General features: G+C 66.0%; 9 protein-coding genes. 6 read left to right on the top strand and 3 right to left on the bottom strand.

Annotated features, from left to right (window positions below):
* Positions 1–3: 3 nt before the first annotated feature.
* The gene (locus RLN94_RS04130; RefSeq protein ID WP_350123884.1) at positions 4–1,254 is read right to left on the bottom strand and encodes an ABC transporter permease; all 1,251 of its coding nucleotides are present in this window, start codon (positions 1,252–1,254) and stop codon (positions 4–6) included.
* A complete protein-coding gene (locus RLN94_RS04125) occupies positions 1,251–2,426 on the bottom strand; it encodes an ABC transporter ATP-binding protein (protein WP_350123881.1) in 1,176 nt (391 codons plus the stop codon). The genes RLN94_RS04130 and RLN94_RS04125 overlap by 4 nt, the downstream gene beginning before the upstream one ends.
* A 499-nt stretch (positions 2,427–2,925) precedes the next feature.
* On the opposite strand from RLN94_RS04125, the gene RLN94_RS04120 reads away from it, so the two are divergent.
* Positions 2,926–3,738, top strand: a complete 813-nt coding sequence (locus tag RLN94_RS04120; protein ID WP_350123878.1) for an alpha/beta fold hydrolase — start codon at positions 2,926–2,928, stop codon at positions 3,736–3,738.
* A 263-nt stretch (positions 3,739–4,001) separates the two neighbouring features.
* The gene (locus RLN94_RS04115) at positions 4,002–5,291 is read left to right on the top strand and encodes an NAD(P)/FAD-dependent oxidoreductase (RefSeq protein ID WP_350123875.1); all 1,290 of its coding nucleotides are present in this window, start codon (positions 4,002–4,004) and stop codon (positions 5,289–5,291) included.
* Positions 5,292–5,354: 63 nt separating this feature from the next.
* Here RLN94_RS04115 and RLN94_RS04110 read toward each other — a convergent pair whose 3' ends face one another.
* Entirely contained in the window at positions 5,355–6,404 is a 1,050-nt protein-coding gene (locus RLN94_RS04110) for a YeiH family protein (RefSeq protein WP_350123872.1), read from the bottom strand.
* Positions 6,405–6,506: 102 nt separating this feature from the next.
* Between RLN94_RS04110 and RLN94_RS04105 the strand changes: the two genes are divergently transcribed.
* The 4 genes from RLN94_RS04105 to RLN94_RS04090 form a co-directional block, all read left to right on the top strand.
* The gene (locus tag RLN94_RS04105; protein ID WP_350123869.1) at positions 6,507–7,400 is read left to right on the top strand and encodes a LysR family transcriptional regulator; all 894 of its coding nucleotides are present in this window, start codon (positions 6,507–6,509) and stop codon (positions 7,398–7,400) included.
* Positions 7,401–7,530: 130 nt separating this feature from the next.
* On the top strand, positions 7,531–10,575 hold the full coding sequence (locus tag RLN94_RS04100) for a tetratricopeptide repeat protein (protein WP_350123866.1): 3,045 nt from the start codon (positions 7,531–7,533) through the stop codon (positions 10,573–10,575).
* A gap of 144 nt (positions 10,576–10,719) precedes the next feature.
* Positions 10,720–12,969: an acyl-CoA dehydrogenase gene (locus tag RLN94_RS04095; RefSeq protein ID WP_350123863.1), complete on the top strand. Its 2,250-nt coding sequence runs from the start codon at positions 10,720–10,722 to the stop codon at positions 12,967–12,969.
* On the top strand, positions 12,966–13,552 hold a 587-nt coding region (locus RLN94_RS04090; RefSeq protein WP_350168578.1), incomplete at its 3' end, for a thiolase family protein. The genes RLN94_RS04095 and RLN94_RS04090, both read left to right, overlap by 4 nt.

Raw genomic sequence — 13,552 nt, 5'->3', positions numbered from 1 at the left:
TTGTCAGGCCATGAAGCCCCGCGCCCCGAGCAGATGCCGGAATGCGATGTAGCTAATGAATGTGCAGATCAGCAGCAGGGCTGCGGCGGCCGCTGCCATGCCCCAGTTCCCCAGCTCGAGGGCGAACTGCGTCACCAGATAGCTGAGCATCTGGTCCCCGGGGCCACCAACGAGCGCGGGCGTGATGTAGTATCCCAGCGCCAGGATGAAGACCAGCAGCGCCCCGGCGCTCAAACCCGGAAGGGTCTGGGGAAAGTAAACCGTCCAGAACCCCGCGAAGGGAGAGGCCCCCAGTGAACCCGCGGCCCGCAATTGCACCGGAGAGATTGCACGCATCGTGCTGTAGAGCGGCATCACCACGAACGGCAACAGCACGTGGATCATCGCGATATACACGCTGAACCGGTTGAAGAGCAGCTCTAGCGGCTGGGATATGACCCCCGTCGACAGCAGGAAACCGTTGATCAGCCCTTCCTTCTGAAGAACGATCATCCAGGCGGCCGTGCGCACCAGCACCGAGATCCAGAATGGAAGCAGTACGGCGCCCAGAACGACAAACCGCAACGACGACGCAGCATTCGCGGCGTAGAACGCCAACGGAAACGCGATCAAAACGCAGATCAATGTGACCGAGCCGCTGATCCAGAAGGTCCTGGCAAGAAAGTCGAGATAAACGGAGCGCTCTGCCGGAACCCGCTCGATGCCGCCCTCCTCGTCAAATTGCAGGTCCAGAACCTGCATGACGTAAAGCGGGGTCACGGGACGGGCAGCGCGCTTCATGATCTGCCAGCTCTGGGGGTCGGCCCAGGCTTCGTTGCGCGCGATCATCGCATCCTTGAACGGCGCGGCCATGTCCTCGGCGCGCCGTGCCGTTTTCATGATCGTGCTGCGAAATCCGGCCCGTTCGTAGTTGAGACGGGTTCCGAGCCCTGCGATCGTTCTTGCCTCGTAAGCGGCGGCCATTTCGCGCGCCAGAAGTTCGTAGGTCTCTTCGTCGGGCAATCCCTGACCGTCCCATGCGCTCAGACGCTCGCTGGTAAGCGGCAGAACGTCCCGCATCTCTGGACTGGCCACCGCAAGGTAAAGAATATAGACGATCGGCAACACGAAGACAGCGAGCAGAAATCCCATCAGCGGCGCCACCAGAGCAAGCGCCTGAAGGCGCCTCCAGCGCTCACCCCTGCGAAGCTGTTTCGCGAGATCGGGGCGGACCACGGTCGCGGTCGTCGTTGCGGTCTGAACGCTGCTGGTCATTCGCGGGCACCCGCAAGGCCGCTGGCCGCACCATCCAGAACCCTGGCCTTGTTCTCGTCCCAGGTGAGGGACACCCGGTCACCATGACCGAGCCGCAAGGACTCGTCGGTGCTGCCCCGCACGAGCAGATGCCCGGACGACCGTGTCCGCACCTCGTAACGCACGTGATCGCCGTGATAGATCACGTTGGTAACCTCACCGCGCAGGCCCTCGTCGCCACCCGCCCTGAGGCACACGTTCTCCGGTCGCACCGCCAATGTCATTTGATCTCCGACACGAGCGCTGAGAACGTCCGCACCGCAAAGCTCTGTTCCGTCCGGCGTCCGCAATCTGCAGATCCCGCCTTCCACGGCGACGACCTCGCCACCGATATTGTTGATCTCGCCGATGAAATTCGCCACGTAGGAGGAGCGCGGCCGTTCATAGATCTCTGATGGAGATCCCACCTGCAGGATCTGCCCCTTTTCGAAAACCGCGATCCGGTCGGACATCGTCAAGGCTTCAGATTGATCGTGCGTGACATAGACGACGGTCGTACCGAGCTGCGAATGCAGCCGCTTGATTTCCATTTGCATGGTTTCGCGCAGGTTCTTGTCGAGCGCACCCAGGGGCTCGTCCATGAGGATGACATCGGGGCGGTAGACGATGGCCCTCGCAAGGGCCACCCGCTGCTGTTGTCCTCCGGACAATTGTGCTGGCAGCCGGTCGGAAAATTCCCGCATGTGGATCATGTCCAGCGCCTCATCGACGCGCGTCCGGATCTCTGCCCGAGGCACGCCCCGGCGGACCAGCGGATAGGCCACGTTCTTGCTGACCGACATGTGCGGGAAAAGTGCGTAGTTCTGGAACACGACACCCATGTTGCGCTTGTAGGCTGGCACGCGAGCGAGCGGCCGTCCATTCAGCAGCACCTCGCCTTCGGTCGCCGCCTCGAACCCCGCAAGGATCATCAACAGAGTGGTCTTCCCAGACCCCGACGCCCCCAGGAGCGTGACGAACTCGCCCCGTGCCACATCAAGATTCAGCCCTTCAAGAACATTGCTCTTTCCGTCGTATGTCTTGCCGATGTTGCGAAACTGAACGATGGGCTCAGAGATAGTGGCCGCCATGTCTATACCTTCAAAGCTGGAATTCTGCTGGCGAAACTGATGCGCGGGAAAATTCTGCGTCATCTTTGCCCCTCGGCGATGGCAATCGCGTACGCCGAATGGGCGTCCCCCTCAACTGCCGACAGTCGCACAGGCCATTGATCCGGGAATTGCGTCGCGGAGCGCCTGAACTCCGAAGCTTGCTCCAATGTGATTACCTTCGAAACAGCGGTCATAGACGCTCTCCCTGCAATCCGATCCGGGTTTCTTCGACACCGGTACACTTCGGACACCCAAATTTGATTGCACTGTACCTCCTTTTAGATATTTTTGTCAACTTGTTTTAGTGCTACAGTCAACTAGGTTGGCCGGTCGGCCCGACCAGGCGGAAACATGGCCCGTCTCGGAAAAACGACGGAGCACTCAAAGAAACCACTCTATTAGTTAAACCCAACACTGAATTCGTTGCCAAAATTAACTTTAAGAGATCATGGTGGCGTGCGTGCTTTCCGCTGCACTGCCACATCACGATACGGCGCCCGTCCAAAGCAAAGTGCTTGCCCCAAGGAAAAGGAAACTCCACATGGTTGAAACATGCAGGCAGATCGGGATTGCGAAATCCGACACTGTGGAAATCGAGACCATCATGGAAGGCGAAGGACCCACGCTGGTGATTCTTCCCTCCATGGGCAGGGATGGATATGGCGATTACGATGAAACTGTCCAGCATCTGGTCACGCGCGGCCTACGGGTCCTGCGCCCCCAACCCCGTGGCATAGGATCCTCTCGCGGGCCGATGGAGAGCGTGGGTCTAGAGGATCTGGCCGACGACATCGCCCTCGTCATTCAGAGGCTTTCAGATGGCCCCGCGGTTATCGTCGGCCACGCCTTTGGTCACTTCGTTGCCCGGATGTGCGCGCTCAGGCATCCGGACAAGGTGCGCGGCGTCGTGCTGGCGGCGAGCGCGGCCAGCGACACCCACCTGAGATTCCCTGAGGTTTGGACAGCTCCCGACATTGCATGCGACCTGTCCCGTCCGAAAGGCGACCGCCTTTCAGCGCTTGAAACGGCCTTCTTTGCTCCAGGGAACGACGCCAGCGAATGGCTCGAGGGCTGGTATCCGGAAACGCATCGGATGCAACTGGCCGCCGAGGTCCCTCCCGGCAACTGGTGGTCGGCCGGCTATGCGCCGCTGCTGGAACTGATCGCCGAATACGACCCCTTCAAGCCGAAGGACCGGTGGGGTGAGCTAGGGGAAACCTTTGGGCCCCGGGTCACGTCGGTGGTCATCGAGGGCGCCTCCCACGCCCTCTTTCCGGAGCAACCGGAAACCTGCGCGACTGCGATCGCGGACTGGGTGTTCGCCTTGCTGCAGGTCCCATCCAAGCCGGCGTGAACGGGGCGAACGCGCGACCTGCCGTTTATCATGGGCCAGGGTGACGAAACTCACCGGACCAATACCAAGCATCAAGCCCTCTCTGAGACTGGCCGCCGTTTGCTGGCGACACAACATCGGCCCGCCCGGCGGCAACGGCCCAGCACCGGCGCCGGTGGCCAAGGATTGACGGACCGGGAAGCGGTGCGCATATCCGAAGGACGGTCTCGGGCGCGCAAAGGCTGGACGACACTCGAAACGACAGGACACCGGATGCCGAGATCATGAAACCCGCCACCGATACATCAGAAGGCCATCACGTCGTGGTCATCGGCGCCGGGTTCGCCGGGCTCGCGGCGGTGAAGAACCTTCGGGCCAAAGGCGTGCGCATCACGGTCATCGATCAGCGCAATCACCACCTGTTCCAGCCGCTTCTGTATCAGGTGGCGACGACCATCCTGCCGACCTCCGATGTCGCCTGGCCGATCCGGAGCCTGTTCAAGCACCGGCCCGACGTGACCACCCTTCTCGCGCGGGTGGTGGGTGTCGACAAGGACGCCCGGACCGTGCATCTCGCGAACGCCGAGCCGCTCACATACGACACGCTGATCATCGGCACCGGGGCCCGGCATTCCTATTTCGGCAACGATGAGTGGGAGGCCGCGGCGCCGGGTCTCAAATCGCTCGAGGATGCAACGACCATCCGCAAGCGGATCCTGTCGGCCTTCGAACGGGCGGAAGTCGCCGACGACCCCGCCGAGCGCGCGGCGCTTCTGACCTTCGTCATCGTCGGCGCCGGGCCGACCGGGGTCGAACTGGCCGGCATCATCGGCGAATTGGCCCATCGCATCCTGCCGAAGGAGTTTCGCAGGATCGATACCCGCCAGGCCAGCATTCACCTGGTGGAAGCCGGCCCCAAGGTTCTGCCGTTTTTCCCCGACCCGCTTTCCGAATATGCGGTATCAGCCTTGCAGCGGCTCGGTGTGACCGTCACCACCGGACAGGCGGTAACCGGCATCGCCAGCCACGGCGTCCGGATCGGCGACACCGAGATCCCGGCCCGCACGGTGCTCTGGGCCGCCGGCGTCACGGCATCGCCGGCCGCCGCGTGGCTTGGCGTGCCATCTGACCGCGCGGGCCGCGTCGAGGTCCAGCCGGACCTGAGCGTTCCCGGCCACCCGGAGATATTCGTCATCGGGGATGCGGCCTCGGTCGTCCAGGCCGATGGACAACCCGTCCCCGGCCTCGCTCCGGCCGCGAAGCAGCAGGGCCAGTTCGTCGCCCGCCTCCTGAACGCGCGGTTTTCGCGCCGCCGGCCTCCGACAGTCTTCCGCTACCGGCACCTCGGCAACCTGGCGACGGTCGGCAAGGGGGCGGCCGTGGCGGATTTCGGGCGAATCCGTCTCAAGGGTGTTGTCGCCTGGTGGCTATGGGGCGTGGCTCACATCTACTTCCTCATCGGAACGCGCAGCCGCATCGCCGTCGCCCTGAATTGGCTGTGGTCCTATACGACAGGCCGCAACAGCGCGAGGCTGATCACGCAGAGAGATGCCTATTTCGACGAACCGGGTTGAGTGCCGGCCCTCGCGCCCTACCCCGTCGGGCGCAGGCCCGGCTGACCGGGCCTCAAGCCCGGCTCAGCCGGCAAGCCACAGCACCAGTCCCAGGCCGGTCAGAGAGACGAAGACCCATCCGAACAGCCCAAGCAGCAGCGGACGCGCGCCCCGGCGCGCAAGCGCCCTGAAATCGCTCATCAGGCCCATCGCGGCCAGCGCGACCGTCATCAGGACCATGCTGCCCCAGCGCGCCGCCTCCAGCCCGACCGGGGGGACGGTGACAAAGCTGTTCACGACGACCAGAACCCCGAACAGGATCACGTAGGCCGGGAACGGAACGCGCGGGGCATCCGCCTCTTTCCGCCCCGCGGATTCGGCCCGGCGCCGCATGGCCAGCACCAGGATGACCGCGACGAGAAGCGAAACGCGCAGCAGCTTGGAAACCGTCCCGGCCTCCCCCGCCTCGCTCCCGAGCTGGAAGGCGGCTGCCGTCACCTGTCCGACCTCGTGAATCGTCGCCCCCGCCCAAAGGCCGAACGTGCCCGGCGCCATGCCGATCCACGCGGCGGCAAACGGGTAGATCAGCGTCGACACCGTGCCGAACAGGGTCACCACTGCCAGCGCATAGGCGACCTCCTCGTCACCGGCCCGCGCGGTCGGCGACGCGGCCATGATCGCCGACGCCCCACAGACCGAGGTGCCGGCCGCGATCAACTCTGTCAGCGGACGCGACACCCGCAGGACCGCCCCCATGCACAGGATAGTACCGAAGGTCAGGAACATCGTGCCGGTCGTGACGAGGATGGCCGCGCCGCCCATGGCAATGATCTCGGCCAAGGTGATCTGGAACGCGATCAGCACGATGCCGACCTTCAGAAGCACCTTCATGGCCAGTGTGATGCCCGGCCGGAAAAGCGCGGACGGGCGCCTGATGTTGCCGATCACCATGCCCAGCGCGACCGCCGCAACCATCGGGCTCACCACCGGCAGACCCAATTGCCGGACCAGGGCGACAGCGAGCAAGGCGACCGCGGCGCACAGCACCAGGCCGGGCCACCTTCTGGCCGCGGCCTGCACGGCGCGCAAGCCGATGGGTTCAGGCAATGCGCCTGTTTCTGCTGTGTCTGTCATGGGGGTCACCGTTTTTTTCCTTGGCCCAGACATAGCCATCGGAAAGAAAACTAAAAACGAATATTTCTTGTCATTTCGATCGGAAATTACGATCAATAAGGCATGACCCTCGACCAGCTCCGCATATTCCTCGTCGTCGCCGACCTGCAGCACATCACCAATGCCGCCGGCATTCTCAACCGGTCTCAGGCCGCCGTCAGCGCCGCCATTTCCACGCTCGAGAAACGCCACGATGTCCGGCTGTTCAACCGGATCGGGCGAGACATCGAACTGACACCCGACGGGCGCCGCTTCGTGGCCATCGCACGGGAGGTGGTCGAGGCCGCCGATCGCGCGGCGGCGGTACTCTCCGGCTTCTCGGGCACCCCCGCCGGCCCGCTACGCATAGCCGCCAGCCAGACGGTGGCAAGCTATTGGCTCCCGCCGCTGATCGCTGGGTTCCAGAAGACCTATCCGGATGTCAGGCCGTCCTTGCTGACGACCAACACGGAACGGGCCACCGAGCGGGTTGTCTCGGGGCGCGCGGATGTCGGCATCGTCGAAGGCCGCGTGCGCCACGATGCGCTCGAAATCACCGAGGTCGCCAGCGACCGCCTGGCCGTCATCGTGGCGCCGACCCACCCCTGGGCCGACGGGCGCCCGGTGTCGCTCGGGGATATCGAAGCGGGGCCCTGGGTCATGCGCGAACAGGGGTCGGGCACCCGCGCCGCCTTCGAAGATGAACTGACCCGCCGCGGGGCGAACCTGTCCGCCGTCCGCAACGCGCTTGTCATGCCATCGAACGAGGCCTGTCTTGCCGCGGTTTCGTCCGGCGGGCTGGCAACGGTCACCTCCCTCCTCGCGGCAGGCCCCCATCTCGACAGCGGCGCGTTGCGAATGGCCAATTTCGACATGCAGGACAGGGCCTTCCTCGCCCTGTGCCACGCTCAGCGTCATCCCAGCCGCGCCGCACTGGCCTTCCTGGCCGCCATCGGCGCGCCGCGCCTGAAGGTCTAGCTCCCGCCCGGTCGCGGCGATCCGGGGATGAACCGGAAGTCACATTCGCTTCATCGCTCCGCCCCCTGTCTTGCGGCAACGCCGCAATCAGCGGATACTCGGACGCGAACCTTGGGACCGGGAGACCTGCGTGCGCGTATTGGTGGCCGCCATCGTACTGGTGATCTGGAGCTCGGCATCCCTTGCCGAGACCCGCGTCGCTCTGGTCATCGGCGTCGGCGAATACGAGGCGCTGCGCCCGCTCAAGAACCCCCGCAACGATGCCCGTTCGATGGACGAGACGCTCTACGATCTCGGCTTCCAGGTCGACATGGTCACCGACCGCAATCTCGACCGCCTGAGCCGGGCGCTCGAGCAATTCGCCGAGGATGCGCGCGACGCCGACCTCGCGGTCGTCTACTTCGCCGGGCACGGCATGGAAGTCGCCGGCGAGAACCTGCTCTTCCCCCGCGACGCCGCCGCCGGCGACGTCGAGGAACTCAAGGCCACCGCCCTGCCGCTCTCCGACGTGGTCGCCGCCGTGTCCGAGGCCCGCGCCGGGCTGCTGCTGATCGACGCCTGCCGCACCGATGCCTTCGGCGTGCCGCTCGCCGACGCCACCCGCGGCGCCTTCAGCCTCGAAGCCGCGATCAGCCCCGGCCTCGGCCGCATCGGGCGGGCCGACCGGCTGGTCTACGCCTTCGCCGCCGCCCCCGGCCAGGGCGCGCTCGACGGTGAGGGCGACAATTCCCCCTTCGCCGCCGCCCTTGTCCGACACCTCGGCACCGGTGGGCTGGAACTGCGCACCGCCCTCACCCTAGTGCAGCAGGACGTCTACGACCGCACCCGCGGCACCCAGCTTCCTTACGTCGAAAGCGGCCTGCCCGGCCTCTACTTCGTCAGCGCCACGCCCGGCGAGCTGCCGGAACGCGAGCGCCTGCTGCTCGCCATGGCCGAGATCGACGACACCGTCCGGCAGGATGTCGAGCGTGTCGCCCTCGACGCCGACGTGCCGCTTGCCCCCCTTTACGGCGCCCTCATCGGCTCCGACCTCGCCACCCTCGACCGCCAGCAACGCAGCGACAAGCTGACCGAGGCCGCCAGCGCCTTCGCACAGGTCCGCGACGAACTGCGCCGCCTGCGCGCGGGCGACGACCGGGTCACCGACCTGCGCGCGCAGGCCGAAGAGCAGCTCGCCCTCGGCGCCTTCGAAACCGCCCGCGCCAAGCTGACCGAGGCGGCCGAGATCGACGCCAGCTCGCGCGAGACCCTCAAGGCCAACCTCCTCAAGCGCACCCTCTCCGAGGCCGCGACCCATTACCTCAACGGCGGTGCTGCACAAGCCGAACTCCGCTACCAACTGGCAATGGCCGACTACGAAAAGGCCCTCGCCCTCTTCGGCGAGATTGACGACGACCTGATCCCGCCCGACGCCCGCCAGCAACAGCTTGCCGCGCTCGGCGCCCTCGGGCGCATAAACATCACCATCGGCAACCTGCCCGATGCCGCCAGGGCCTACGAACAGCAGCTTGCCCTGTCGCAGAGCGCCAGCGCCCGCCACCCCGACAACACCGACCTCCACCTCACCCTCGCCCTCTCCCGCGACAATCTCGGCGACGTGCTGCTCGAACAGGGCCGCATCGCCGACGCCTTTGACCACTACCGCGCCGGCCACGCCGTCCGCGAGGCGCTGGCCAGCGACAACCCGGACGACGAGGAGATCAAATTCGCCCTCAGCAACAGCTACGAGCGCCTCGGCCGCATCCACCAGCGGCAGGGCGATCTCGCCGCCGCCGAGACCCATTTCCTCGACAAGCACCGCCTCGGGACGCGCATGGTGGCGGCGCAGCCAGAGGGCTACCGCTGGCAGCGGGACCTCTCGATCAGCGACGAGCGGCTGGGCGACATCCTTCTCGAACGCGGCGACCTCGACGGCGCCCGGGCGCATTACCAGGCCAGCCTCGACCGCATGATCCCGATCCGCGACGCCCACCCAGAAGATCACGAACTTAAACGTTTCACCTCGATCACGCTCGACCGGCTGGGCGATGTCTACGCCCTTCAGAACAATCTGCCCAAGGCCCGACAGAAATTCGAAGACAGCCTCGCCCTGCGAACCGCCCTCGCCGCCACCGACCCGGCCAATGCCGACTGGCAATACATCCTCGGCATCAGCCACGAGCGCCTCGGCGATATCCTGACCCGCATGGGTGACATGCCTGCCGCCACCGCCGCCTACGAGGCCAAGCACGCCATCGTCTCTCGCCTCTCCTCCTCCGACCCTACCAATGTCCGCTGGCTCCGCGACCTCTCGGTCGCCGACGAACGGCTCGGGCGGCTGGCCCATGACCGGGGCGATCTCGACGAGGCGATGGCCTATTACCGGCAAAGCCTCGACCGCATGACCCCGCTGCGCGATGCCAGCCCGACCGACATGGAACTGAACCGCTTCCTCTCCTTCACGCAGGATCACCTCGCCGGCGTCCTGATGGACAAGGGCGAAACTGACGCCGCCCTCGACCTCTACCGCAACAGCCTGAAGCTCCGCGAGAAACTGGTCGCAACCGATCCGCAGAACGGCGACTGGCGCTTCGTGCTGGGCATCAGCCACGAACTGATCGGCAATGCCTACATGCGCCTGACCGCCCATGACGAGGCCGTCGATGCATACCGCCGCGAACTCTCCGTCATGTCGGTCTTGCTGGAACAGGATCCCGGCAACGCCCGGTGGCGGCGCGTGGTGGCGATCACCGAGGAGAACCTCGGCGACGCCCATCTCGCCGCCGGCGACCCCGGCGCGGCCCTCAAGCAATACCAGTCGAGCCTCGCCCGGATGAGCGCCGCACGTGACGCCGACCCCGACGATCTGGCCACCCAGCGCTTCACCGCTGTCACCCTCCGCAAGATCGGCGCGGCGCACCTGGCGGCCGGCGCCACCGACGACGCCTTGGCCGCCTATTCCGAAAGCCTCGCCATCGCCCGCCGCCTTGTCGAGGCCAACCCGGCAAACGCCCGCTGGCAACGCGATCAACTGGTCGCCTACAAGGGCGTGGTCGAGGCCGGCGACGATACCGAGGACACCCTCCACCTCGCCCTCAACGCCGCGGATCGAATGCGGGAGCGGGGCATTCTGTCACACTCCGACGAGCCCATCGTCGATGCGTTGCGGCAACGGCTGGAAGCGCTCGACCAATAGGCGGGAAGGCGCTCCGGCGCCCGGGGTTTCAGCCCAAAAACCGCAGCCTTTTCGCCGCAGGACCGGAAAACCCGCCGACGCGCCGGATCGGCAAGGAACTCAGGCCCTGACCCGCGCGTTTCATATCAGCAGGAGGGTCGCATAGTGTCATTTCGCCGAGACTACATCACCAAGCCGATTTTCAAATGGGCCAAGGGCGCCTTGCCCACCCTGTCGGATACCGAAGCCGAGGCCATCAATTCCGGCGACGTCCATTTCGAGGCCGAACTCTTCTCGGGCAAGCCAGACTGGTCGATGCTGCGCTCCATGAAGGCGCCGGCCCTGACTGAGGAGGAACAGGCCTTCATCGACGGCCCCTGCCGCGAATTCTGCGGAATGGTGGATAGCTGGGAAATCGACAACTACACCGCCGACCTATCGCCCGAAGCCTGGAACTTCCTGCGCGCAAAGGGCTTCTTCGGCATGATCATCCCGAAAGAGCACGGCGGCCTCGGCTTCTCCGCCTACGCCCATTCCGAGGTGGTCCGCTACATCGCCAGCCATTCCGTCGTCGCCGCCGTCACCGTCATGGTCCCCAACTCGTTGGGTCCGGGCGAGCTGATCCTGCAATTCGGCACCGACGACCAGAAGAAGGACTGGCTGCCCCGCCTCGCCAGCGGGCAGGAACTCCCCGCCTTCGGCCTGACCAGCGAGGACGCGGGCTCCGACGCCTCGGCGATGACCGATGACGGCGTCATCTGCAAGGGCCAGTGGAACGGCGAGGAAGTGCTCGGCATCCGCATGAACTGGGCCAAGCGCTACATCACCCTCTCGCCGGTCTGCACGGTGCTGGGCCTCGCCTTCAAGCTGCGCGACCCCGATCACCTGCTGGGCGAGACCGAGGATATCGGCATCACCTGCGCCCTCGTCCCCACCGACCTGCCAGGCGTCGAGACCGGCCGCCGCCACCTGCCCTCGGGCACCATGTTCCTCAACGGTCCGACCACGGGCAAGGATGTCTTCGTGCCGCTCGACCATATCATCGGCGGGCCGGAATACGCCGGCCGTGGCTGGATGATGCTGATGAGTGCGCTGGCCGCAGGCCGCGGCATCTCCCTGCCCTCGCTTTCCGCCGCATCCACCGCCATGGCCGCCCACACCACCGGCGCCTATGCCCGCATCCGCAAGCAGTTCAACCTGCCCATCGGCCTGTTCGGTGGCGTGCAAGAGCCGATGGCACGCATCGCCGCTAGCGCCTATACTGTCGATGCCGGCCGCCGCCTGACCACGGCGACGCTCGACGAGGGCTACAAGCTCGCCGTCATCTCGGCGATCATGAAGTACCACGCCACCACCCGCATGCGCGACGCCATCACCGACGCGATGGACGTGCATTCCGGCAAGGCGGTGATCGACGGCCCGCTCAACTACCTGCTGCCCTCCTACCGCGCGATCCCGATCGGAATCACCGTCGAGGGCGCCAACATCGTCACCCGCAACCTGATCATCTTCGGCCAGGGCGCCATCCGCGCGCACCCCCACCTGCTCGACGAAATCGAAGCGCTGCAGGAACCGGACGAGAAGAAATCCCTCGACGCGTTCGACAAGCACTTCTGGGCCCATGTCGGCCATTCCGTGCGCACCGTGTTCCGCGCCGGCTGGTCCGCGTGGACGGGCCTTGGCGACGCGCCCGAGGGCGCGGGCAAGATCGCGCCCCTCTACCGCCGCCTGTCGCGCTGGTCCGCCGCCTTCGCCGTCACCGCCGACATGGCCTTCCTCACCCTTGGTGGAGCACTGAAGCGGAAAGAGATGATCTCGGCCCGCCTCGGCGATGCCCTGTCCGAGATGTATCTCCTCGCCGCCACCCTCAAGCGCTGGGAAGACGAAGGCCGCAACGAGGCCGACCTGCCGCTCGTCCACCACGCCGCCGAGACCGGGTTCAACCGCATCGGCCAGGCGCTTGACGAGACCATCGCCAACATGCCCGCACGTTGGGTCGGCTGGCTGCTGCGCCCGATCCTGCTGCCCCGCGCCCACCCGCGCGGCCCCTCCGACAAGGTGACGGAGGAATGCGCCATGCTGATCTACCACCCGTCCGAAACCCGCAACAGGCTGGTCCGCGACCTGCATGACCCCGCCCCCGAAAGCGGGCGGGGCCTGCTCGACCGGGCCTACCGCCTCGTGACCGACACCGAACCGCTGGCCAAGCGCCTGCGTGACATCCGTAAGACGCCGCAAGAGGCGCGCGAGGCCGGCGTCCTCTCCGACGCCGAGTTCGCCCGGCTGCAAGAGGTCGAAGAGGCCGTACAACGCGTCGTCGCCGTCGACGACTACACCCCCGAAGAACTCGCCCGCCTGTTCCCCGACATGCGCCGCCCCGGCGATTGGGGCGGCAACAAGGAGGCCGCTGAATGAGCCGACCCGTCTACCTCGTCGATGGCGCCCGCACGCCCTTCCTGCGCGCCCGTGGCCGCCCCGGCCCCTTCACCCCCGTCGATCTGGCGGTGCAATGCGGCCGCCCGCTGCTCATGCGCCAGCCGTTCGAAGCGACAGCCTTCGATCTCGTGATCCTCGGCTGCGTCAACGTCGTTCAGGACGAGATGAACCCCGCCCGCGTCGCCGCCCTTCGCCTCGGCATGGGCGAAAAGCAGGTCGCCTTCACGGTCCAGATCAACTGCGGCTCGGGCATGCAGAGCATCGACACCGCCTACCGCTACATCCGCGAGGGCAGCCACGAGATGATCCTCGCCGGCGGCACCGAGGCGCTCAGCCACGCGCCCCTCGTCTACAGCCGCGAGGCGACCGAATGGTACGGCGAGTTGGCGCGCGCCAAGGGTCCGCTCGACAAGATGAAGGCGATGGCGGATGTGCGCCCCGACTTCTTCTCGCCCGTCATCGGCCTCGAACGGGGCCTGACCGACCCGATCACCTCGCTCAACATGGGCCAGACGGCCGAGGTGCTGGCCCACCGCTTCGGCATCGACCGCACCACCGCCGA

The organism is Roseovarius sp. (assembly GCF_040223625.1).
Taxonomy (GTDB): Bacteria; Pseudomonadota; Alphaproteobacteria; order Rhodobacterales; family Rhodobacteraceae; genus Roseovarius.
This window is presented reverse-complemented; position numbering and strand designations above follow the sequence as displayed.

Excerpts from the sequence above, each read along its gene's own strand:
- RLN94_RS04130 (WP_350123884.1), bottom strand. The coding sequence starts at position 1,254 with ATGACCAGCAGCGTTCAGACCGCAACGACGACCGCGACCGTGGTCCGC.
- RLN94_RS04125 (WP_350123881.1), bottom strand. The coding sequence starts at position 2,426 with ATGACGCAGAATTTTCCCGCGCATCAGTTTCGCCAGCAGAATTCCAGC.
- RLN94_RS04120 (WP_350123878.1), top strand. The coding sequence starts at position 2,926 with ATGGTTGAAACATGCAGGCAGATCGGGATTGCGAAATCCGACACTGTG.
- RLN94_RS04115 (WP_350123875.1), top strand. The coding sequence starts at position 4,002 with ATGAAACCCGCCACCGATACATCAGAAGGCCATCACGTCGTGGTCATC.
- RLN94_RS04110 (WP_350123872.1), bottom strand. The coding sequence starts at position 6,404 with ATGACAGACACAGCAGAAACAGGCGCATTGCCTGAACCCATCGGCTTG.
- RLN94_RS04105 (WP_350123869.1), top strand. The coding sequence starts at position 6,507 with ATGACCCTCGACCAGCTCCGCATATTCCTCGTCGTCGCCGACCTGCAG.